The 21,940-nt window shown below is 55.2% G+C and carries 17 protein-coding genes; 3 read left to right on the top strand and 14 right to left on the bottom strand.

The window, feature by feature from the left end:
• Positions 1-108: 108 nt before the first annotated feature.
• From ACTHO6_RS14010 to ACTHO6_RS13970, 9 genes are all read right to left on the bottom strand, one after another.
• A complete protein-coding gene (locus tag ACTHO6_RS14010) occupies positions 109-1,149 on the bottom strand; it encodes a FecCD family ABC transporter permease (RefSeq protein ID WP_440242252.1) in 1,041 nt (346 codons plus the stop codon).
• A complete protein-coding gene (locus ACTHO6_RS14005; protein WP_440242250.1) occupies positions 1,146-2,171 on the bottom strand; it encodes a FecCD family ABC transporter permease in 1,026 nt (341 codons plus the stop codon). Before ACTHO6_RS14005 ends, ACTHO6_RS14010 begins: the two co-directional genes overlap by 4 nt.
• Before the next feature lie 87 nt (positions 2,172-2,258).
• Positions 2,259-3,272 (bottom strand): ABC transporter substrate-binding protein, encoded by a 1,014-nt coding sequence (locus tag ACTHO6_RS14000; protein WP_440242249.1) that lies wholly within the window; start codon positions 3,270-3,272, stop codon positions 2,259-2,261.
• 50 nt (positions 3,273-3,322) lie between these two features.
• Positions 3,323-4,573 carry an MFS transporter gene (locus ACTHO6_RS13995; protein WP_440242247.1) on the bottom strand — a complete coding sequence of 417 codons (1,251 nt, stop codon included), beginning with the start codon at positions 4,571-4,573 and terminating at the stop codon, positions 3,323-3,325.
• Positions 4,570-5,349: an IucA/IucC family C-terminal-domain containing protein gene (locus ACTHO6_RS13990; RefSeq protein ID WP_440242245.1), complete on the bottom strand. Its 780-nt coding sequence runs from the start codon at positions 5,347-5,349 to the stop codon at positions 4,570-4,572. Before ACTHO6_RS13990 ends, ACTHO6_RS13995 begins: the two co-directional genes overlap by 4 nt.
• A 35-nt stretch (positions 5,350-5,384) precedes the next feature.
• A complete protein-coding gene (locus ACTHO6_RS13985; RefSeq protein WP_440242243.1) occupies positions 5,385-7,256 on the bottom strand; it encodes a helix-turn-helix domain-containing protein in 1,872 nt (623 codons plus the stop codon).
• Positions 7,257-7,429: 173 nt separating this feature from the next.
• Positions 7,430-7,666 carry a DUF2798 domain-containing protein gene (locus ACTHO6_RS13980; protein ID WP_440242240.1) on the bottom strand — a complete coding sequence of 79 codons (237 nt, stop codon included), beginning with the start codon at positions 7,664-7,666 and terminating at the stop codon, positions 7,430-7,432.
• A gap of 182 nt (positions 7,667-7,848) precedes the next feature.
• Positions 7,849-8,289, bottom strand: a complete 441-nt coding sequence (locus ACTHO6_RS13975; RefSeq protein WP_440242237.1) for a CoxG family protein — start codon at positions 8,287-8,289, stop codon at positions 7,849-7,851.
• A 113-nt stretch (positions 8,290-8,402) separates the two neighbouring features.
• Positions 8,403-8,711, bottom strand: a complete 309-nt coding sequence (locus tag ACTHO6_RS13970) for a DUF3139 domain-containing protein (protein ID WP_440242235.1) — start codon at positions 8,709-8,711, stop codon at positions 8,403-8,405.
• 232 nt (positions 8,712-8,943) lie between these two features.
• Here ACTHO6_RS13970 and ACTHO6_RS13965 point away from each other — a divergent pair, with 232 nt between their 5' ends.
• Positions 8,944-9,279, top strand: a complete 336-nt coding sequence (locus ACTHO6_RS13965) for a sigma-70 family RNA polymerase sigma factor (protein ID WP_440242233.1) — start codon at positions 8,944-8,946, stop codon at positions 9,277-9,279.
• A gap of 195 nt (positions 9,280-9,474) precedes the next feature.
• Here ACTHO6_RS13965 and ACTHO6_RS13960 read toward each other — a convergent pair whose 3' ends face one another.
• Both ACTHO6_RS13960 and ACTHO6_RS13955 read right to left on the bottom strand, forming a co-directional pair.
• Positions 9,475-11,031: an AMP-binding protein gene (locus ACTHO6_RS13960; RefSeq protein ID WP_440242231.1), complete on the bottom strand. Its 1,557-nt coding sequence runs from the start codon at positions 11,029-11,031 to the stop codon at positions 9,475-9,477.
• A gap of 2 nt (positions 11,032-11,033) precedes the next feature.
• A complete protein-coding gene (locus tag ACTHO6_RS13955; protein WP_440242229.1) occupies positions 11,034-11,882 on the bottom strand; it encodes an SDR family NAD(P)-dependent oxidoreductase in 849 nt (282 codons plus the stop codon).
• A 228-nt stretch (positions 11,883-12,110) separates the two neighbouring features.
• On the opposite strand from ACTHO6_RS13955, the gene ACTHO6_RS13950 reads away from it, so the two are divergent.
• Both ACTHO6_RS13950 and ACTHO6_RS13945 read left to right on the top strand, forming a co-directional pair.
• Entirely contained in the window at positions 12,111-15,206 is a 3,096-nt protein-coding gene (locus tag ACTHO6_RS13950) for an N-acetyltransferase family protein (RefSeq protein WP_440242227.1), read from the top strand.
• Positions 15,203-16,060 carry an amidohydrolase family protein gene (locus ACTHO6_RS13945; protein WP_440242225.1) on the top strand — a complete coding sequence of 286 codons (858 nt, stop codon included), beginning with the start codon at positions 15,203-15,205 and terminating at the stop codon, positions 16,058-16,060. Before ACTHO6_RS13950 ends, ACTHO6_RS13945 begins: the two co-directional genes overlap by 4 nt.
• Positions 16,061-16,190: 130 nt before the next feature.
• Here ACTHO6_RS13945 and ACTHO6_RS13940 read toward each other — a convergent pair whose 3' ends face one another.
• From ACTHO6_RS13940 to tyrS, 3 genes are all read right to left on the bottom strand, one after another.
• On the bottom strand, positions 16,191-19,130 hold the full coding sequence (locus ACTHO6_RS13940; protein WP_440242345.1) for an AAA domain-containing protein: 2,940 nt from the start codon (positions 19,128-19,130) through the stop codon (positions 16,191-16,193).
• Between the two features lie 201 nt (positions 19,131-19,331).
• Positions 19,332-20,303, bottom strand: a complete 972-nt coding sequence (locus tag ACTHO6_RS13935) for an iron-hydroxamate ABC transporter substrate-binding protein (protein ID WP_440242223.1) — start codon at positions 20,301-20,303, stop codon at positions 19,332-19,334.
• Positions 20,304-20,583: 280 nt separating this feature from the next.
• Positions 20,584-21,843: a tyrosine--tRNA ligase gene (tyrS, locus tag ACTHO6_RS13930; protein WP_440242222.1), complete on the bottom strand. Its 1,260-nt coding sequence runs from the start codon at positions 21,841-21,843 to the stop codon at positions 20,584-20,586.
• Positions 21,844-21,940 lie beyond the last annotated feature (97 nt).

Genomic DNA, 21,940 nt, shown 5'->3' with positions numbered 1-21,940 from the left:
CTAGCTTACTGCTTTTGGAGGGAAAAGTCAATACGCGACAGCTTCTGCCTGCGGCAAAAGAAATCCGCTCCCCGGTGGAATCCCGGGAAGCGGCCGGAGCTTGCTTTTCTAGCGATTGCGGCTTCGGTAGAGCAAATAGAGGAAAAAAGGAGCGCCTACGCCCGCTGTAAAGACGCCTGCCGGAACATCGAGCGGTTGAAAGGCGAGCCGGGCAACCGTGTCCGCAGTCAGCAAGAGCAGGCTGCCGATCAGGGCCGCCACGGGAATGGCGCGGCCGTGAGACGGGCCGACAAGCTTTCGGGCGATATGCGGGCCGATCAGCCCGATAAAGCCGACGGCGCCCGCGACGGCAACTGCCGCCCCTGCCAAGGCGACGCTGATGAACATGAGGATGCAACGGTGAAGCTGCACGCGCGCGCCAAGCCCTGTCGCCAGCTCGTCCCCCAGCTCTTGGACGTCGAGGATGCGGGCGTATAAAAGCGCCCAAGGAATGAACACGATCACCCAGGGCAGCATGGCGTACACGTTTTCCCACGACGCGCCGTAGATGCTGCCTGTCATCCAGATGTACGCCTTGCTGGCCGCCGTAATCGGACTGAGGACGATCATCAGCATGGTCAACGCGCTGGTGACGGCAGCTACCCCGATTCCGACCAAAATCAGCCGCGTGGACGTCACCCCTTTGTTCCAGGCCAAAAAGTAAATCAACAGCGAAACGAGCGCCGCCCCGCAAAAAGCCGCCAGCGGAAGCCACCGCACACTGACCGCTCCCGCCGTATAGGTGATGAACGCGACCGCGGCAAAAGCAGCTCCCCCCGTCACCCCGATCACATCGGGCGAAGCGAGCGGATTACGGGCCACGCCCTGCAAAATCGCCCCCGAGACGCTCAGCGCCGCGCCGACGAGCACGGCGAGCAGAACGCGCGGCAGCCGGAGCTTGCCGATGACCAGGGTCTGCTCTGGTGTACCGTAGCCAAACAGCGTGCGCACGACGTCCGGCAGCGGGATCCATTTGCTGCCCAACTGCACGCTGACGACCATCCCGACGACGGTACACAGCAGCAATACCGCAAGAAGCAGCATCGTCTTCTGCGGCAGTAGCCGCGCAAAGCGTCCGGTCCAGCTTCGGATCGAAAATAGCCGATTCATTGCGATGCTCCTTTCGCGCGGTACTCTTTGCGGGCCGTATAGACAAAGAAAGGCGCACCGACCAGCGCCGTCATGACCCCGAGCGGCATCTCGGCGGGCATAATCAAAAAGCGTGCCGCAATATCCGCGCCGACCAGCAAGATGGCGCCCAAAACCGCGCTGTACGGAATGACCCAGCGATAGTCGATGCCGACCAGAAAGCGGGCGATGTGCGGAATCACCAGCCCGACAAAGCCGATCGAACCTGCGACCGCGACCGAGCTGCCCGCAAGCAGGATCACGGTGAGCGCAATCAGCAGCTTGACGAGGCCCGTTTTTTGTCCCAAGCCTTTGGCAACCTCTTCGCCTGTCGCCAAAATGTTGACAGACCGGGCCAGCCATAGCGCCGCGACTCCGGCGACCAGCATGTAGGGCAACACCGGAAGCAAGCTGTCCAGCTCTTTGCCGGACACAGAGCCTGCCAGCCAAAACAGCACATTTTGCAGCCCGGACTCGTCCAGGACGAGCATTCCTTGTGTAAACGAAGCAAACAGCGCGGACATGGCCGAACCTGCCAGCACGATTTTCAGCGGCGTCATGCCCCCTCGGCCCATCGAGCCGAGGAAGTACACGGTGAAAGCAGCTACGCCCGCTCCCGCAAAAGCGATCCAGACCAGCTGGTCCAGCGAGGAAATCGGCAGGACAGCTAGTGCCGCCACCACAAAAAAAACAGCCCCGGAATTGATGCCGAAAATGCTGGGCGACGCCATCGGGTTTCGGGTCAACGCCTGCATGAGAGCGCCGGCGACAGCCAGGTTTGCTCCGATCACCGCAGCAAAAACGGCGCGCGGAAGCCTGGTCGTCATCACGATGACATGCTCCTTGAGCGAGGCGTCATAATCGCGAAACGATTCGATGACGGTTAGAAAGCGAATCGGCGTGCTGCCAAGGGCGATGCTTGCCACAAACAATCCCCCGAGGACAATGGCGCAGCCGATCAAGCCAAGCGCCTTGTAAACAGGCTGATGCAAGTATGAGCGCACAACAATCCTCCCTCGCTTTTTTCGCGAAAGCCATCGACAAGAAAACTGCTGACGCTCGCTTGTGGTCAACAGTTTCCTCTCGCATCCTTATTTCAACTCGTAAAATTCATACAAGTCTTCCAGCATGCCCAATGCCGCCAACGGGCCGGAGCCGTTGTTCCAGATCGCCGAATCGACCTCGAATACGCGATTGTTTTTCACCGCCCTCAGATTTTTCCAGAGCGGGTGCTCCGTCCACTCCTTGCGCAAATCCAGTCGTCCGTCGTCCCGGGTCGTGCTCGTCTGGTCGAAAATGATATCCGCGTCCATTTGCGCAATGTTTTCCTTGGAGGTCAGCTTCACTCCCCACTCTTCGCCTTTCTGGTTCGTCGGCCGCGCTACGCCCAGCTCGTCCAGAACGAGAGCGGAAAAGCCGGTGTACACGATACGGGCGTGATCCGGGCGGAAGTCGACAATCCCGACCTCCAGCTTGAGCTTGTCGCCCATTTTTTCCTTGAACGTGGCTACCTTTTGCGCCCATTCCTCCAAAAACTTGGCCTCTTCCGCTTTTTTGTTCAGCGCCTCTGCACTCAGGCTCAAGGTGTCTTTCCAAATATGCACCTCTTCGGTCATCACCGTTGGCGCAATCGCGGACAGTTGCTCGTAAATTTTTTCGTGACGGGTCTTGGAGGCAATGATGAGATCCGGGTGGAGTGCCACAATCTCTTCCAGGTTCGGCTGGTTTTCCGAGCCAAGGTTGGTCACGCCATCCATCTTGTCTCGGATGTAGTTGTACCACGGCTGCTCAATCCACGACTCTACTGCGCCTACCGGCTTGACGCCAAGCAGCAGGGCGGCATCGGTAGCGCCCTGGAACAACGTCACGACTTTGGTCGGCGTTCCTTTTACTTCTGTTTTTCCCATCGCGTGGGAAACGATCCGGACCTCCTGTTGTCCCGCGTCTTTAGCCGGTTCGGCCGCTGTTTGCGGCTGGCTTTGCGACGGTTGTGTCTCTGTCGTCCCCGATGCGGTTCCTTGTCCGCTCGTTCCGCAGCCTGCGAGTACGAAGGCAACGAGAAGCACGGCGCTGAAAATGAACGACCATTTTTTATTGATCAACACTGCTGTTTCCCCCTTTTGTTTTTCCAATGTTTTCCTTGTCCAAATAAAGCTCACTGGCGCTTTTCTGCGCTTTCGTGCAGCGGGCCGATATGCGGAAGCACCATGAATGTCATCCATAGCTGGTTCAGGAGCAGCAAAACGGCCGAGCCGACAAAAATCAGCGACAAGCCGAATCCGCTCGCAATCGCTCCCATGGCAAACGTCCCCGCCATGCCGCCCAAAAAGACAGCGCAATTATGGTAGCTGTACGTCCTGCTCTCCATTCCTTTTGGCGCGTACTGCCGCAGGAGAACGTGCAGGGAGGGCATCATCCCGCCCAGGCATGCTCCCGTGCAAAAGCGCAGGGCGATGAATTGCCATAATTGTTGGACAAACGCTTGCGGCACCAAAAATACGATCGAGCCGAACACGGCGAAGGTAAAAATCCGGTGGGAGCCGAACTTGTCGCCCCATTTCCCCAGCTGGGGAGCCGCAAGCATATTGGCAAGGCCCATGACCGCCGTCGTCACGCCCGCCAGGATCACCACGTTGTCCTGATCGGGAAGCAACTGCTGGACGTACAGCGGGATGAGCGGCAACGTACCGACCATCGCTGCCCTGGCGATTGCGGCAGAGACGAACAGCGCGCCGAGCGGTTTTTTGCCCGCGATGTGCCGCAAATCGGTGAGAAAGTTCGTTTTCTCCATAAGCTGCTGCTCGTTTGCTACACGCTCTTGCACCCAAAAAACGATCATCATGGCGGCAAGCAAGATGCACAGACCGGTGTAGCAAAAGACGGCGCGAAAGCCGAAGCGGACGGCGAGAAGACTGCCCAAAAGCGGGCCGCAGATCGTTCCCCCGACCGCGCTGGCATGCAGGATGCCGAGCGCATAGCCGCTGCGCTCCTGTGGCGTATTCGTCGCCGTAAAAGCGACAGCAGCCGGGCTGAAACCTGCCATCATCCCGTTCACCAGCCGCAGCACGAGCAACTGCACAGGGCTGGTGACAAATCCCATCAGCGTAATCGTGACCGCGAGACCGAAGCCGGAGCGGACGATCATCAGCTTCCGGCCGTGCCGATCCGCCAGCCTGCCCCACAGCGGCGAAAACAAAAACGCCGTCAGCAGGTTGGCGACGTAAATCGCTCCTGTCCACCAGAGAACTTCGCCGGGATCAGATACGCCCATTTCCTGCAAATAGAGCGGCAAAAACGGGGTGACGCAACTCAGCGAGGCCATCGTCAAAAATTGCCCGGCGCACAAAATAAACAGATTCCGTCTCCACTTTTCCACCGTGCGGACACGATCCTCTCTCACTGTCATCGGCTTTTCGCTCTCGGGCAGGCCGAGCAAAAACCTTCGCGCGAAGAAACCTTGTAATGGTAGCAGCACGTCTTGCGAATCCGGTTCGGTCGCGCTGTCATCGCGCCAGATTCGCTGTCGCCAAACACGCAAAACGGCGCAAACGGATTTTGTGCTTCCCCGAACCATGGGGCAGGCGCGTGCGTGAGCAGGCAGGCAAAGTCAGCCTGGACGCGCTCCCGCAGTTCGCTTCCCGCCTCCGCTTTGATCCGCTTTTCGTACAGCGAAAACAAACGGACCGCCGTATTTTCCCACAGCACGATGCGTGGAATGTTCGCCACGCGGGAAATCGTGTGCCACAGCGGTGCGATATGTCCGGCGAACAAGCTGCGGATGATCTGCTCCCGCCACTCGCTCCTGTCCCCGGCAGCGAACGCGCGAACGTCCGGCGCGCGTACATGGAGCCGCGACAGCCATGGCTCGCCCGGCTCCTTTGCCAAAACGAGCTGGCATTGCCCGACGTCCAGCATGACGGCTTTGTTGTACATCGTCATGGCGTACAAGATGGGGGCAACGGTCAAAAATGCGTACCTTTTGGCAAACAGGGAGGCGGTCACTTTCAGCGAAGGGGCGTGCAAATAGCCGCTCATCCGCGCGAGACAGTCCGCGCACGTCTTTTCATCCAACAACGCTGTGACCGGAATCAACTCTCCCGAGCGCACGGGTACGCCATGGGTCAGGCGAAAATGCTCCGCCACATACGCCGATTCGTCCGCTTCTAGCCAGTTTTTGTTCATCAAATGCTCTCCCTTTGCGGGCAGAGATGAGGCGGTCAGGACAACAGCGCGTCTGCAATTTCGTCCACTACCCGGTTAATCGCGACAGGCCCGTAAAAGCCGATCCACATCGTCGTATCGAACGTGCGCACATGGTTGGCTTTGACCACGCCCAGACTTCTCCAGACGGCGGACTCCTGGTAGGCGCTGGTCAGCGCGGCGTTCGTATCGTCCTGCAACACAAAGAGGTGGTCGGCATTCAGTTCGGCCATGGCGTCCAGCTGGATGTACGAGCTGGTCCGCTTGCTGTCCATCGCCATCGGCGGCGGCGCGATGCCGAGATCGCGGTACAAAATCCGTGCCGTCCGGTGCGCCGTCGTGTGCAGCCGGATCATGTTGTCGCGCGGCCGGATCAAGGAAACCGTCTTGCCCCCCAGCTTCGCCGCAATCGCATCTTTCAGATGGACGATCTTTTGGTTGTACGCGTCAATCACGTGTTGCGCCTCCTGCTCTTTGCCGAGCATTTTTCCCAGCACAGGAAGCGTCGTCCGCCAGTCGTCGTTTCTGTCGAGCATCACCGTCGGGGCAATCGCGACCAGCTCGTCGTACAAATGCGCATGTGTATCCGTGCAGACAATCAGCTCCGGCGACAGCTCGGCAATCGCGGTCAAATCCGGATGATCCTTTGTCCCCAGCCTTTTGATCGCGCTCATTTTCTCGCCCAAATATTCCGGCAATCCGGACAGACTGGTCGTGGCAAATACGCTGCCTACTGGCAAGTGGCCGAGAGCGTACATTTGATCGATGTACTGGTAATCAAGCACCGCTATTCTTTCGATCAGTCGGTCCAGTTCCAGTTCGCCTCGCAGATGCCGAATACGCTTGCTTGTCGCTTTTGCCACTCCCTCCTCAGCGTCTGCCTGTTTGGCGCGCTTGCTCCTGTGCGCTAGAAGAGCAGTCGAAGCAGGCGCTGCCACTGCTGTTCCTTGTTGAGAATGACTCCCATTCTCGTCAGTAATACTATACAAGGGCACGTGTTTGCCGCCAATGAACGATAGCGACAAACGGGATGGATTTTGGCGACAAAGTTCGAGCTGTCCGGCCATTTTTCGAAACTGGCTGGGGGAGATGCCGACGTATTTTTTGAACAGGCGGCTGAAGTAATAGCTGTCTGAAAAGCCGACAGACTCGGCAATGTGCATCAGCGGCACATTCAGCTTCAGCAGCAGCTCCTTGGCCTTTTCCACCCGGACGCGGAGCAGGTATTCCATCGGCCCTACCGCAAGCGCTGCCTTGAACAGCCGCTGCAACTGCCGCTCCTGGCAGCCTACCTGGCTCGCGAGCGCATGCAGCGTCATTTTCTCGGAGAACTGCTCCTCGATCAAGCGGATTGCCTTGTCCACCAGACTCTGGGGAGTCGGCTCTTCTGCCTGCTCCTGGCGCTGCTGGAGCCATTCGTACACAAACTGATGCAAAAGCGCCTTCGCGTGCAGCCTGTCCAGCATGCTCGCCTTCTGCCATTTCTCGTGCAGCTGGCGGATGGTGCCAAACAGCGAAAGCGGATAGCGCGGCGTAAAGCTGTGCGCGCGTTGAAAAGGGTCCCGCTTCTGTTGCAGCCGCAACAGCTCCTCGCGGCACGGCAGAGCGAGGGTCGCCTTGTATTGCAGCAAATAGTATTCGAGCGCTTCCTGCACGGAATCGACTGCGAATGAACTGCCTTTTCCGGCATGGCAAATATGATAAGGGCCCGCCTGATACTGCACATCACCAAGCCGTATGCGAGCCTTCCCTTGTACAGTACACAAAAACGAGCCTGCCGTAAGCTGGTGCGCGCGCAGGCTGTCGCCTGGCTGGATCACCGCCCGGCGGGCATCCACTACTTTGAGAGCTGCGTGATTCCATAACCATACATCGTCCTGAAATGACAACTCCCTTTCCCTCCTGTTCTGTGCTGTGGCGTCATGGAATTGGATGTGGGTCTATTATAAAGATAATGATTCTCATCATCAATAACGAATCGCCCCCAGTGCCTGTCGGCCGTACCCGCCTGACGATGTACAAAAAAAAGCACAGCCTTCGCTAGCTGTGCAGATGACCAAGCTTATTTGCTCTCGACAAACGTAATTTTTTTCATCAGCCGCCGGATGACTTTTGGCAAAAAGTAAGCGGCGGGAAACGCCAGCGAAAAAGCCATCGGCCATGCCTTGAGCCAGCGCTCCAGCAGCATGGAGTTGAAGCCGAAATTCACCAGCATCATGAAGAACGATAAAAGACAAGACATGCCCAATGCCATTAGAAACGTAAAGAGAATGGCTTCGTATTTTTTCTGGATTTTCACATCGATCACCCTTCGTCATTTTTCCTGTTGCTTCCTCGTGAAACCCATGTTTTTTCGCAACAGTTACCCAATTAATTATGGTAGCTTAATGCAAAATCGCGAAGTCGTCAACTGCGCAAGTGTCCGGCTTCCAAAGAAAAAACCTTTGCCGGCTCGCAAAGGTTTTCAGCAGCGCGCTTCGCTTATGTTTCCCTCACCCGGCTGGCGACGGCTTCCGCCAAATCTGTCGTCAATTGCGGGACATGGGATTTCAGAATCGAATTGACCATCGGGGCCTTCAAGCCTTTGGCGGTAATATCGAGAAACCCGGTCATTTTTGTGCGAGCCTCCCCCAGCGCCTCCGCGCGAAAGTAGCCTTCTCCCGTAAAATTCTCGTTGATCCCAGTCAACGTGAACTTCACCTCTGTCGGCTCGTTCCACTCGGTAATGTCCACCTGTAGGCTGATTTGCTTTTTCATGATCCCGATGTCGCCGATAAACGTCCAGGTCACGCGCCGCTCGTCAATCACCTCGTGGCTGATGTAGCCGGGCACGAGCGGAACCCAGTTTTCCAGTACGCTGACGAACTTCCAGATCGTCCCGATCGGCAGCGGCAGCTCGATATGGTGGATGCCTTGAGGCATGGTTGCTCATTCCTTTCCCCTGGTTGTTTCGGATGTCTCGTAATATGTATGGCTTTCGGGGGCAGGATATTTCGGGAAAATGTGTCGTTTCCTTTACACAAGCTGCTTTCGCCTCATTTATGTTTGTAATTGTATCCTTCGGGTTTCAGCGTTGCACCGAGAGGTACTATGTCTCCGTCTCTTTCCGTATAAAAGTATCTTACATCGGGTTCATCCGCAAAAATAACTTCTACACCAAAGAACGGAAGCTTCCCAAAACGGCCATCCAGACTACCTATTGTTTTCTCATCGATATTTTTCTCGGTAATGAGATAGTGGCGCACCTGATCTTCTAAGCTCAACAAGGTGCCTTGAACATATATAACTGGAGCAGCGATCAGGAGTAAGACCAGGAAAACGATAATCATTGATTTTTTGTTCATTTTCGTTCCCCCCCAAAAAACTGGTTGTAAAATGATGCTTTTTTTTCCTTGAATAGTGAAAGCGATAATGGGCGCCCTACTATTGTTCATCAACTTTATAGGATGAATTTTCTATGGCATCCGATAGACCACAATATCCTGGTACTAACACGGATATGAAGCCAGGAGACGTGGTGAAAGAAAGTTGCTTTTTACATTGTTCATGTACCTATAGGATGGGATGGTGAGAAGCATGAAGGACGAACGACTAGAAGAATGCAGGAAAGTTATCAAAAGAATTGCTTGGCGGTTGCAGTATCAAGCAAAGAAGGTTTCCGCCCGAGAGCTTCCGATCATAGAAAATTTCTGCGGGCAAAATCAATTGTCTTCTGTAGATTCAAAGCTGTATGTAGAAGACATGTTACATTCCCTTCCATCTAAAGCAAGATTCATTATCGAGCAAGTAGTTATCAATGGGGTTCCAGAAGAAATCGTAGCCAAGCATTTAGGTATCTCCCAGCAAGGCGTAAACAAATACAAACGGAAATATTTGGGAGTGCTTCGAAACCAAATACAATCTACTTCGTAAGATGGTCGGCCCCTTCCGGAATGGAGTTGTTTGTGTGGGGCTAGAAAGGTTCTTACTCTCCCCCTTTTTTGATAAGCCCCATTTATAGGCAATCGGCTTACCAGATTTCCTTGAACAGTATGCTGCAAGTTACACAAGCTTGCTTCGGAAGCGCTTTACAGCACGATGCGCCCAGACCGCTTGGCCGCCGGGCTTTTACATCAGCCGCTTGCGGTCGGGCTTGCCCAGGTCGGTGTAGGCGATGCGGTCAACGAACACAATCGCTTTTGGCAACTGGTACCTGGCGACTCGCGGGCGCAGCCAGCCCAGCAATGCTTCCTCCGTCAGCCCGGCATGGCTCGCAGGCTGCACGAACGCTTTCAGCCTTTGCCCAAACGCTTCGTCGGGAATGCCCACCACTGCCGCATCCTCTACGTCCGGATGCTCGGCCAACATGCGCTCTAGCTCGATCAGATACACATTTTCTCCGCCGGAGACGACCATGTCGTCTGTCCGCCCGCACAAAAAATAATACCCGCGCTCATCCCGATAGCCCAGATCGCCTGTCTCGATCCAGCCAGTCCGGGTGGAGAAAAACGCTCTCCGCCTTCGCACGCAAAGCTGCCCGATCTCGCCTGCCGCGAGTTTTCGCCCGTCCCTTCCCCGTATGTGCAAGCCGACACCGCCGATTTTTTTGCCGATGGTGTGCGGTGCAGACGCCAGATCTTGTGGCGTGGCGACGGCACACAGGCCCGCTTCGGAAGTGCCGTACAGGTTGAACAAAACCGCTCCCCATTGGCCGGACACCTCGGCGGCGAGGGCGGACGATAGCGGCGCGCCGCCAGAGGCGATGCAGGCGAGAGACTGCAAGGCGCTCGCGTTGTGCCGCAGCATTTTTCTCAGCATGAGCGGAACGACTGTCACGGCATCGACCTTGTGCTTTTCGATCAGCGCACAGGCGTTGGCGGCGTCGAAGCCGGGCGTTATCACGACTTTTTTGCCCAGCGCAAGGAACAAAAGCAGAATCGCCAGCCCGTATCCGTGGCAGATGGGCGTCGCCACATAGGCGGTCTGGCAGCGCAGCAGCCGAAGCCGCGTCAGCAGCGCCAAAAACGGCGGCAAATAGTGGAACAGCGACGGCTTGTGCGCGACGTTTTTCGGCTGTCCCGTCGTCCCTCCTGTCAACAGCATAATACGCCCGGCAGATGCCCGCTTTGGCAATTTTCGGGTGGCGGCAGCCGTTCCGGCCCTCCCATGCCCTTGGTGCACCAGCCGATCGATGGCGGGCAACTGGTCGTGATAGCTGTACAGCCGCACGGTCCCGTTGGCCGCTTGCTCGATGTGAGCCGTCTCTTTGGCATCGTGGACGAGCAGGTCGAGCTTCGTCTCGTCCAGCCATTGCGCAAGCTGCCTTGCGCTCATCTCCGGATGGAGCAAATAGATGTCGCACCCCGTGCCGGAAGCGGCAAAAATCGCTTTCACCATCGTAATGTGATTGTGGCAGACAAAGCCGACCTTTTGGCCGCGGGCAAATCCGTATTTCTCCCTGAACACCCAGGCGAGGCGTGCAGAGTCGCTCCACAACTGCCGATAGCTGACAGCTTCCCGTTCGTCGGCCAGGGCGATCTTTTGGCCGTACGTGCGCTGTGCGACCTGCAACAGCGTCAGCAGGTTGATTCCGTATCGGCAGACGGCGGCAAGCAGCCGGCCGATGCCCGCTGGTGTCAACAGCTTCATTCGGTACAGCGCCGCAAGCAAAAACGCGATCCGCACCGTCATCCCCCCTTTTTTCGCAGCCAGCGCGGAGTGAGGCGCTCCCATAGTCGTCTGCCCAAAACCGAGGCCAGCTCTCCGAACAGAAGCCACCACGGCCGCCAGCTTTTTCGTCTCGTATACATGGACTGGGCGATCACCCGGGCGGCGTGCTCCGCGCTCATGGCAGGCATGCTGCGGTAAGCGGCAGTCGGCACGATCATCGGCGTTTTTACCAGCGGAAAATAAATCGCAGTCGTAGCGATTCCTCGCGCGTTCCACTCCGGCGCCGCCGAGCGAAACCAGATGTCGAAGGCCGCCTTCGAAGCTTGATACGCCGCCCAGTACGGCAGCGGAATCAGCGACGTGTTGATCGTGGAAACATGAATGATATGTCCGTTGCTTCGGGCAAGCTGCGGCAGAAGAGACAGCAGCAGCCTGACCGGAGCGAAGTAGTTGATCGCCATCGTCCGTGTAAAATCGTGGTGGCGGTCGAGCGAGTCCATGATCGAACGCCGGATGGACAAGCCCGCGTTGCTGACCACGATATGGATCGTGTCTGCCTGCTCGCACACCCAGGCCAAAAACGCCTCCCGTTCAAGCGACTCGCGCAAATCCGCCCCGAAAACGCTGACTGTAGCCGTTCCGTGCTGCTCGATTTCCCGTTTGATCCGGCGAAGCTTGTCCACGCTTCTCGCCACCAGCAGCAACCTCACCTCGCAGCGCCCCAACAAATAGGCGAGCTGCTCGCCAATCCCGGAGCTTGCTCCTGTAAGGAGAATCGTCTTGCCTGCAAGCGAGCGCGCCAGCTTTTTTTCGTCCAGAGCGGCTGACCAAAACAGCAGTTTTTCCAAAAGACTGTACGTAGACATCGGCATGACCCTTTTTATGGAAGATAGTGGATTTCTTCTTATTTTCCTCGACTCTGCCCCGAGAAACAAGCACGTTTTGCTTGATCCACTGTCATCGTGTTCACCGCCCCACTCCGCTGACTCTCGCCCCTGCGAAAAAAGCCGGGAAAACCAGAAACCAAATCTCTCCCTCTATCGTCTCTCTATTACTATACAAATACTGACAATGAGATCGAGGTGCAGGCAATCATGGATTCTCTCTCTATCGTCCTCTACCGTCCCGAGCTGGCCGGAGCCGTCGCGGACATGTGGAACGCCAGCCGGGACAGTTGGGGTGGCGGAAATTCGATCACGACAGCGGAACAAATCAGGCAGGAGGAAGCACGCTCCGATGCTCTCGCCGTTTACCTGGCGATGGACGGCCAAACCGTCGTGGGCTATTGCAGCCTTGCCGAGTACCGCGAAGATACCGGCGCCCTCTACATTCCCCTGCTCAACGTCCGGCCGGAATACCACGGCAAAAAGGTAGGACGCCTGCTGCTTGCCCACGCCCTCGAGCAGACGGTCCAGCTCGGCTGGCCGCGGCTTGATCTCTATACATGGGCGGGAAACACGAAGGCTGTCCCGCTGTACAAAAAATTCGGTTTTTTCTGGGAAGACCGCGACGATAGCACACATTTGATGAACATGATGCCCACGGTGCTGCGGACGGAAGCCATTGCGCACTATTTTGCGGAACTCGACTGGTATCGGGACTCTGCCCGCGAGATTGTGGTCGAGCCGGATGGCCGGAAAGAAAACGGCTTCGACTACTTCACCTATTCCTGGACGAAAGGCGACAAGAGTCTGCGCGTGGAGTTCGAACGGCGCGGACGCGGCATGCGGCTGATCGAAACGGAAGATTACTTGCTCGCTGCCGAAGTGGAGCAGCTGGAGCTGGTCTTCGGCCGCACGTACCAGATTCGCTACCGGATCGTCAACAAATCAGGCAAGCCGTTGACGCTGTCCTTGACGGGGGAGTCTGACCAAAACATCCGCTTTGACTACCATCACGAACAGGAAGTGACAGGCGAGACGACGCTGTCCACCCGCTTTTTTGTCGGAGAGATTACAGAGGAGCAAAGCGTCTGGCGCACACACCCCAGCGTCCGCACACACGTCCTGATTAACGGCAAGCGCGCCTTGTTCCAGGTCGGAATCCTGCCCAAGTTTCCCGCCTCTCTCTCCCTGCACGTCCCCGGCTTGTCCTACCCCGGACAGACCGCCCCGTTGTATCTCGATGTGGAAAACAACTTTGCCGAAGAGGCGGAGTTTTCGTTCACGCTTCCGGAAGCGCCGTTTTTACGCCTCCGGGAACAATTATTCACGCTGACGCTGGCGGGCAAAGAGCGCATCTCGCTGCCGCTTGCCGCTGAGGTTCTGCAACACGGATTTTACGAGGCAGATGTACACGTACAGGCGCAGCTTGCAGACGGCAGTACGGTCTCGTTTGCGAAAAAGCTCGGGGCTGCCTTCACGGGCCTTGGCGCCATACTCGCAGGCGAGACGGAACAAGCCTGGCACTTGCACCACGGCCGCCACGCGCTGTCTTTGACCAAGGATGACAACGAACTGACCATCACGAGCGCAAATGGCGGCGAGCCGAGCTCCATCACCTATCCCAAGCTTGGCAAGCCGTATTCCAGCGAGTTTTCCAAAAAACGCGCCGAGCAGGTCGTGTTTGTCGCGGAAAAGGGCGCGATCGGGATTTGCGCCACGTATCATTCCGGCCGTTCCCCCGAACTCGTCCTGGTGGAAAAAACGCTGCTGTTCGGAGACGGCTCCGTCGAACACCTGCTGGAACTGGAAAACCGCTCTGCCGAAAAAACGGCGGCGGAGCTGTGGCTGACCCAAGGTTTTTCGCACGCGCTGCACCGCCCGATTTTGCCGTATCAGGGCCGCTATGTCGACGTCCCCTCCTCCTACGGCAGCGACCTGGACTACTGGGATGGCAAGCTCGTCAGCGAAAACTGGCTGTTTTCCCGCGAGGAAGCGACGCCGTGGGGCATGTGCTGGCCAGCGGGATACCAGTTGGACTTCCAGGTCCGGCAGTTCACGCTGGAGACGTGCCTTGGCAGCCTGGAGCCGCACGACAAAAAGACGTTCGGCCCGATCCACATGACACACGGTGCGTATGCGGACTGGAAGGACTTCCGCGCCTTTGCGCAAAAAGAAGCCTTGCCGGCAGAAAACCTGTCCCTGACCCCTCATCTGGAGCTTATCGCCAACGGTCACAACCCGTTTGTCGGAGGAAAAGAAGTGCACGTACAGGTCAAGGAGTACAAGCAGCAATATTGGGAGGGCGAGCTGTCTGCCTCGCTGCAAAGCGCGCCTGCCGCAGAACAAGCCACCCGCTACACGGAGGAGGCCGAAGCGACAGAATCGCACTTTTCGTTCGCAGCGCCGACTGGCTCGCCTGACCTCGTGCGCGTAGACGGACGCTTCGCCACCCACGACACTCGCTTGCAGAGCGCGATCTTCCCCATCGGCCAAGGCGAGATTGTCCAGGAGACGACGGAGGAAGCGGGACAACTGGTGTACGTCGCAGACAACGGCTTTATCCGCATCAAAGCCGCCCCGGACTTCGCCCCGGCGCTCTACTCGCTCACTGCCGGAGGGCAGGAGTGGCTGGCCAGCTCCTTCCCCGAGCGCCAGCCGAAGTCGTGGTGGAACCCGTGGACAGGCGGCATCAGCAACCACGTCGAGGGGCTGAGTGCGTTTTCGCTGGTCAAGGAAGAGCGGGCCGCCTGCTTCGCCCGACTGACCGACAACCAGCGCAACGTCTGGCAAGGGATCAAACTGAGCTACCACGTGAAAAAGCAGGAAACATATCGCGGCCTCACCTGCCATCAATATTTCCTGCTCATGCCTGGCGTCCCGCTGCTCTGCCATACTGTCGAGATCGTGCAGCATACGGGGACGTACTTTGCGAACAAAGAGTGGACCACGGAAATCTTTTTGCAAACGGAAACTGCTACAGGCCCTCTGTGGCTGAACACGGCAGGAAAGCATGGCGAGAAGCTGCACTACAAGCTGGGCCAAGGGGAACTGTTCGCCTACGAAGCGTCAGACTATACGTTTGGCAGCCCGTCGCGCAAGGAAAAGCTGCAAATCGTCACGGACCTGGAGACGGCAGACATCGCCCTCGCCTCCCTCGCGCGCAAGCTGAACCTGCCGCATGACCGAACAACCTTTACCGCCCCGGTCTTTTTCCTGTTGGCGGACGAGCCGCTGCCAGCCGATTCGCTGTCGGCCTTGCGCGCCATCCGGTTTGCCCGCGAAACCGAAGGGAGGCTCTCACGATGAAGATCATTGATGCCCACATGCATCTATCCCACATCGAAGAATTCAAGCGCACGGCGGCCGAAAAGTCGTTCGTCGACTACTCCGTCCAAGGCATTTTGCAGGAATATGCGGAAAGCGGCGTCGTGCTCGGCATCGGTATGGGCCTGACCGAGACGCAAAAGGACGGCTTTCCCGACCCGGAAGCGGCGACACCGATGGGCCTCGACCTGACAGATGAGTTGCCGCCGCAGCTCGTCTACTGCCTGGGCGTCAATCCGTATCAGCTGGACGAGGCGGCAGTCGCCCGCCTGGAAGCCGAGCTGCAAAAACCGCAGGCCGTCGGCTTGAAAATCTATCTGGGCTACTATCCGTTCTACGCCTACGACAGCGTCTACGATCCGGTCTACGCGCTGGCGGCCCAATACGAGGTGCCGGTTGTGTTTCATACAGGCGATACGTACTCGGAGCGCGGCCTGCTCAAATACGCCCACCCGCTCACGCTCGACGAGGTAGCGGTCAAGCATCGGGACGTGAACTTCCTGATGGCGCACTTCGGCGACCCGTGGGTGCTGGATGGCGCGGAAGTCGTGTACAAAAACCGCAACATGTTTGCCGACCTCTCCGGCCTGATGGTCGGTGACGCCGCCAACTGCCGCAGGCTGGCCGAGTCGCCGCTGTTCTTCGCGCACCTGCGCCACGCAATCACCTACTGCGACCATTACGAAAAGCTCCTGTTCGGCACCGACTGGCCGCTCGCCCCCGTGAAGTCGTACATCCAGTTCGTGCAGGAGCTGATCCCGGCGGAGTATCAGGAGGATGTGTTTTACAAGACGGCGTTGAAGGTGTTTCCGAAGATCAGGGGGCTGGTGGAGTAAAAGAATTTGAAGGGAAGGGAGACCCCGTGCCATGTACGCAACTACTTGCGTGAAAGCACGGGTTTTTTGACGGTAAGCCAGCCAAAATGTTTCGGGTGAAAAGGCGGCCAGCTTTCGCGCCGATCAGATGCTATCCGCTTATAAGCCGATCCAGTTCGTTGCGAATCTTTGCTTCTTCACCAGAGCCAGTAGTCGGGAGTCGCAACAGCGGAAACTGATATTTGCGGCAAATGTTGTTTTTCAGTTCGTCCCGCTCCTGTTGCTGCGGATGATTTCGATGGAAAGCAAAACCGTCTACCTCGATTGCCAATAGCGGCTGCTTGTTCATCACGTCGTAAATGACAAAGTCAAACGATGCTCGATTTTTCACGTACTTCTGCTCGGCATCACTGAGGGGCTCAGTATCCTTGAATATATCTTTGAGATGCACATGCGTGCAGAATGTAAAGCACTTATAGGCATCTTCTTTGAGCAAGTCGGACAAAACAAGCTCAATGATCTTTTCCGATTGGAATCTTGATTTGAGTTTCGTATTGAATAACAATCGACTCTGCAAGTCCCTCAAACGCTCTGAATATTCGCTGTACAATAGGTCGAAAACGGAAATAAGCTGACTTTGTGTGATATTCTCGTGCAAGGTGCTGTATTCTATGTACCTTATCAAATTGCCAATATCTTTTCGCGATTTGCGAAAGAGCGCATGGTCGGTGACGAGAATAAATTGCTCTTGTGCTCTGGATACGGCTACATTGACCAAACATGAATCTTCGACAAAGCGCTTCCCCATCTGCCCGGCTCTCGTCTGGTCCAGAACAGTTGATAGGATCATGATTCGCTTTTCCCGTCCTTGATATCTATGAACAGTATCAATCTCAACCTGCTCAGCTAAAATGCCGTTCGCTTCCTCCACCTGTAAACGATACGGAGTGGCAAAGCCGATATCCTCCAGAGGAATATTTTGAAGCTGCAACTCTTTTAGAATCTCCTCTTTCACCGTTTCAATTTCTCTCTGATTACATGTCCCTGTCTGTGCTCCCCTCGTTACTTTGCGCATATGGTTTCCTGCCGCTGTGTAATGCAACCGGATGGGGGGCTCTGCGGTTTCTTCTACTTTTAAAGGAATCAGTTCATTGTTGTAGTACTGCTGGTTGCAAAACCCGATGATTCCGCGCCTGCATCGGTAATGCTCCTTCAGCATCGTTTTTGGAACCTTTTCACCGTATACGGCAAGCATGGAAGACAAAAGACTTTGGTTGAAATAGTCGTATGCCTCATCGACAGCCTCGGTCTTCAGCTTGGCCTTAATGTCCTTATCAACAATTTGGGGCAACTGTTTCGTGTCTCCAACAATAATCACATTTTTGGCGCATGACATGGCAAGCGCTCCTGTGAGCAAATCCACCTGGGACGCTTCGTCGATCATGACATAATCAAACAGATAGTCATCCGGTATGCAAGAACGCAAAGCATGCGTGGTGCTCAGCACGATCGGGAAATGTTCAATAAACTCCTTCCAGTCCCCTTGATAGCTTTTAGCAGTTCCACTGTATTTCCTTTTTGCTTTATATTTCTCGTACAGCTTATGCCTGAAAAGAGTCGTAGAGTACGCTTCATGCTGCCTCAGCAACTCGTCGAATGATTGCGTCTCCAACTTCTGCTGTATGCCGCTCCGCTCCTTCTCCAATTCTTCCAGCTTCAGTTCGTAGTACTTCATCTGCAAGCGTGTAATCCATTCCAGGCGATTCTCTTTCCATTTTTGAAAATGGACAAAACCGTACTTGAACAACAGCTTTGCTTTCTGCAAAAAACGGAATGAACGGTCGCCTGTAAAATACTCGTCTGCCAAAAATGCAATGATGGTGTCAGCAGTCTGGCGACGATAAAATATTCGCCCCATCTCCTCCAGATTGTGTTTTTCATGATGAAAAAGAAAATGCTTTTGCTCCAGACGGTAAGCCTCAATCTCTTGCTCCAGCTTAGCCTTGCGGTTGACGAGGGTTAACAACTCTTTTAGTTGCTCGGACAGCTTTAGGATTTGATCCAAGATCTCGTCTTCTTGTCTATTGCTCTGCCATCCCGCCACCGGGTATTCCGGCAAGCTTTGAAAAAAAGCTTCTCGATTATCCTTGTTTCCCAACGTTGCGGCGATAAAGCCGTACCCGTGCTTTTGCAACTTGTCTTTCACATTTTGGACAGCCGCGTTGTTTCCCGAAACAACGGCTACCGATTTCTTTTTCATGACAACCAGATTAGCCAGGATATTTAAGATCGTTTGTGTTTTCCCGGTGCCCGGCGGCCCTTCAATGATGGAAATCTGGCTAGCTAGCGCTTGTTCCAGCGCTTCTTTTTGGCTCACATTAATCCTGAATGGATAGATGTCAGCAATGGCGTTTCGCTCCGCTTTGGCAATCGGGGCGCGCCTGAGATAAGTCACCAGTACACTATCCGGATGTATGCGATGTAGCCTGGAGAACTGCTTTTGCAAAAACAAATCCGGCTTCCCCTCTGTCGTCGTGTATTGCACATTGTCATGCCAATAATCTAAGACTTGTGCGGCTTGGTTGTGTGCTTCCTCTGCTGTCCCTACGCGAATCGCCGATGATTTGTAAATGCCCGTCTGCTGATTGTCGAAAAACACTTTGCAGAGGTCTTCAAACTGGACAACCTCCTGTACATTTCGCAGGGGAAGCCCGCCACACAAGACCACTCCGTGAGTGATCGTCAACGGTCGGGGAGAGGTTTTAATCACAACTCTGTTCTTCTTATAACGGTAAAACTGATCGCGACGTCTCATAAAGTAAATATGTATGACGTCTTCCTTTTCACCAAACGAATAATCGGCTATTTCTTTGGTCTTATCTATTTGATCGATCAGTATTAAAACCTTGCGTTCATCCATTACTTTCGTTCCTTTTTCCATAGATTCCAGAGAAAAAACAGGATGTTGTATCCAGGAATATTCTCCCTTATTATCTTGATTCCTCTCCCTCCATCTGTTCTTTTCCTTCTCTCCATACACCAAGGCTGTAGCATCACGCCCGTGTCGGCACCTCACACGCAAAAATCCCATGTTCACCAGAAACGGCGCTCCTCATCCTTCCTGCCCATTGGAAAGCAAATAGAATAGGGCTTATCCTCCTGTGCCGTCCAAAAAGAAAAAACGCCTGGTTTCCCAAGCGTTTTCGCCATTTTATATTTTGGTAGTTGCGTGTTCCTGCTCTCGCATTTTCCACGCTGCTTTCAGGCCTTTTGCTCATCTAGCTGTAACGGATTACGACTTGCCCAAAAAACCTTCCTTGAAAATGTTCAGCAAATACTCCAGCGTGATCGGGTCACTGTAGGTAGAGGCCTCCGTATCGATGACGATCACACGGTTGTTTTTTACGGCCGGAATGTTTTTCCATGTTTCAGAGTTCAGGAATGCATTTTCTCCGCCCTTGCGCTGGCTGAGTACGATATAGTCTCCAGCGTACTCCGGAATCACTTCCAGGGAGAGCATGTAGTAGCCAGGGCCGAGCGCGTCCTTCTTCACTTTTTCCGGCATGGCCAGACCCATTGCCTGGTACAGAATTTCGGTTCCGCGTGCCCAGTTGTTTCCGAATACATAGAAGTCTTTTGCATCATGCTCGAAGACGGAGACGGTTTTGTCCTTGCCGATTTTCGCCTTGATCTCTTCTCCGGCAGCTTGCGCGCGCTTGGTGAAATCGTCGATCCACGCTTGCGCTTCCTGTTCCTTGTTCAGCAGCTTGCCGATCTCGCGCTGCTGCGCCAAATAGTCGAGCTTGCCCCAGGTGTAGACAACTGTCGGCGCAATTTCCTTCAGTTTATCCAGGTTTTTCATCCAGGACCCGGCAATAATCAAGTCGGGCTGGAGGGCGAGAATTTTTTCCATGGTTTCATCAGAAACAGTTTCTACATCTTTTACCTTATCCTTGAAAAGCGGATTCTTTTTCGTCCATTCATCTACCCCGACCAGCGTTCCCCCTAAAGCAAGAACGTTCGGCGCATTCGTCAACCCGACAATTCGCTTCGGATGGGCAGGAACCTCGACGGGGCCGTTCTCCGACTGGTACGTAACCGTCTCAGGCTTGGCTTCCGCCTGGCCTTCCGGTTTGGCTTCTGATTTCGCTTCCTGATTTGCCCCGTTGCCCCCGGCAGCGTTCTCCGTTGGTACCGATGCATTCCCGCAAGCGCTCAGCAGCAGTACGAGCGACATCATGAGAGAGGTGAGCCACTTTTTCATGTTGCATTCTCCTTTTTGCCAAATAAAAAATCAACAAGTGATAATGATAATCATTTCCGGACAATTACATACTATAACCAGTTCTCGATTTCCTGTCAATACGGAGCATGACTCTCTCTGACAACCTCGCCCATTTGGAAACGGTCCGCATGTGTGCACGGCGAAAATCCTTGTCGCTTGGGTGCAGCCAGGGGGCTTGACGGAGCCTGTCTTCCAGGATGGATGTCACAAAAAAACTTCCCTCGCATCGTGGAGGGAAGCTTCTTCGTTGCGCTATTTTTTACGACAGCTTTACGAGGCTGTAGTTTTTCTTGCCTTTGCGGACAATGATAAAACGTCCGCCAATCGCCAGGTCAGCCGTTACTTCCAGATCCAGTTCGCTCACCCGTTCGCCGTTGATGGAAATGGCGCCTTTCGTAATGTCCTCGCGCGCCTGGCGCTTGGACGGCTCGATGCCCAGTTCGACGAGCCAGTCCACGATGTTTTTCGCTTCCTTCGTCGCCTCATAGGTCGGCATTTCCTTGAAGCCTTGCTCGATCTCATCGGCGGTGAGGGATTTGATATCGCCCGTGAACAGAGCAGCTGTAATGCGTTTTGCCTGCTGCAACAGCTCTTCGCCGTGCACGAAGCGCGTCATTTCCTCTGCGAGCATTTTTTGCGCTTCGCGTTTGTGCGGCTCCGTCTCGACTTTTACCGCCAGCTCGTCGATTTGCTCTTTGGAGAGGAACGTAAAGTATTTCAAGTATCTCACGACGTCGCGGTCATCGGTGTTCGCCCAGAACTGGTAGAATTCAAATGGCGTCGTTTTGTTCGGATCGAGCCAAACGGCGCCGCCTGCTGTTTTTCCGAACTTCGTCCCGTCCGCTTTCAGCATGAGCGGGATCGTCAGCCCAAACGCTTTGGCCTCGGGACCTTCTTTTTTGCGGATCAGATCGAGACCGCTTGTAATGTTGCCCCATTGGTCGGAGCCGCCGATTTGCAGCTGCACGCCCTCGTGTCTGTACAAGTGCAGGAAGTCAAGCGACTGCAGGATTTGATAGGAGAACTCGGTGAAGGAAATGCCGCTCTCCAGCCTGCTTGCCACGACATCCTTGGCGAGCATCGCGTTGATGCTGAAGTTTTTCCCGTAATCGCGCAAAAATTCGATGACGTTGATTTTATGTGTCCAATCGTAGTTGTTCACCAGTCGAATCTGGTTGTCGCCTTCTGTGAGGAACAGTTTTTTCATTTGGGCCGTGAGAGCGTCGACATTCGCCTGCACCTGCTCCAGCGTTTGCAGCGAGCGCTCGGACTGACGGCCGCTCGGATCGCCGATTGTCCCTGTCGCGCCGCCGATCAAGATGACGGGACGATGGCCTGCCAGTTGGAAACGCTTCAGCATGATAAACGGGATCAAGTGACCGATGTGCATGCTGTCTCCCGTCGGGTCCACGCCACAGTACAACGAGATCGATTTTTGCTCCGTCAATTCACGAAGCCCTTCGGCGTCTGTTTGTTGGTGAATGGCACCGCGCCACTCCAGTTCGTCCATAATGTTCACAGCCAATTTCACTCCCTTAGATTCGTAGATCTCCTATACCGAATCACCGTTGTGCGTCCAACAAAAAATCGCCCCTTGTCTATTGTAGACGCAGGGA

Source organism: Brevibacillus sp. SAFN-007a (assembly GCF_051967035.1).
Classification (GTDB): Bacteria; Bacillota; Bacilli; order Brevibacillales; family Brevibacillaceae; genus Brevibacillus.
This window is presented reverse-complemented; position numbering and strand designations above follow the sequence as displayed.

What these genes read in the sequence shown, in the direction of transcription:
- ACTHO6_RS14010 (WP_440242252.1), bottom strand. Translation starts at nt 1,149, where the DNA reads ATGAATCGGCTATTTTCGATCCGAAGCTGGACCGGACGCTTTGCGCGG.
- ACTHO6_RS13935 (WP_440242223.1), bottom strand. Translation starts at nt 20,303, where the DNA reads ATGAAAAAGTGGCTCACCTCTCTCATGATGTCGCTCGTACTGCTGCTG.
- ACTHO6_RS13995 (WP_440242247.1), bottom strand. Translation starts at nt 4,573, where the DNA reads ATGACAGTGAGAGAGGATCGTGTCCGCACGGTGGAAAAGTGGAGACGG.
- ACTHO6_RS13965 (WP_440242233.1), top strand. Translation starts at nt 8,944, where the DNA reads ATGAAGGACGAACGACTAGAAGAATGCAGGAAAGTTATCAAAAGAATT.
- ACTHO6_RS13950 (WP_440242227.1), top strand. Translation starts at nt 12,111, where the DNA reads ATGGATTCTCTCTCTATCGTCCTCTACCGTCCCGAGCTGGCCGGAGCC.
- ACTHO6_RS13975 (WP_440242237.1), bottom strand. Translation starts at nt 8,289, where the DNA reads ATGCCTCAAGGCATCCACCATATCGAGCTGCCGCTGCCGATCGGGACG.
- ACTHO6_RS13955 (WP_440242229.1), bottom strand. Translation starts at nt 11,882, where the DNA reads ATGTCTACGTACAGTCTTTTGGAAAAACTGCTGTTTTGGTCAGCCGCT.
- ACTHO6_RS13940 (WP_440242345.1), bottom strand. Translation starts at nt 19,130, where the DNA reads ATGGGATTTTTGCGTGTGAGGTGCCGACACGGGCGTGATGCTACAGCC.
- ACTHO6_RS13970 (WP_440242235.1), bottom strand. Translation starts at nt 8,711, where the DNA reads ATGAACAAAAAATCAATGATTATCGTTTTCCTGGTCTTACTCCTGATC.
- ACTHO6_RS13990 (WP_440242245.1), bottom strand. Translation starts at nt 5,349, where the DNA reads ATGAACAAAAACTGGCTAGAAGCGGACGAATCGGCGTATGTGGCGGAG.
- ACTHO6_RS13945 (WP_440242225.1), top strand. Translation starts at nt 15,203, where the DNA reads ATGAAGATCATTGATGCCCACATGCATCTATCCCACATCGAAGAATTC.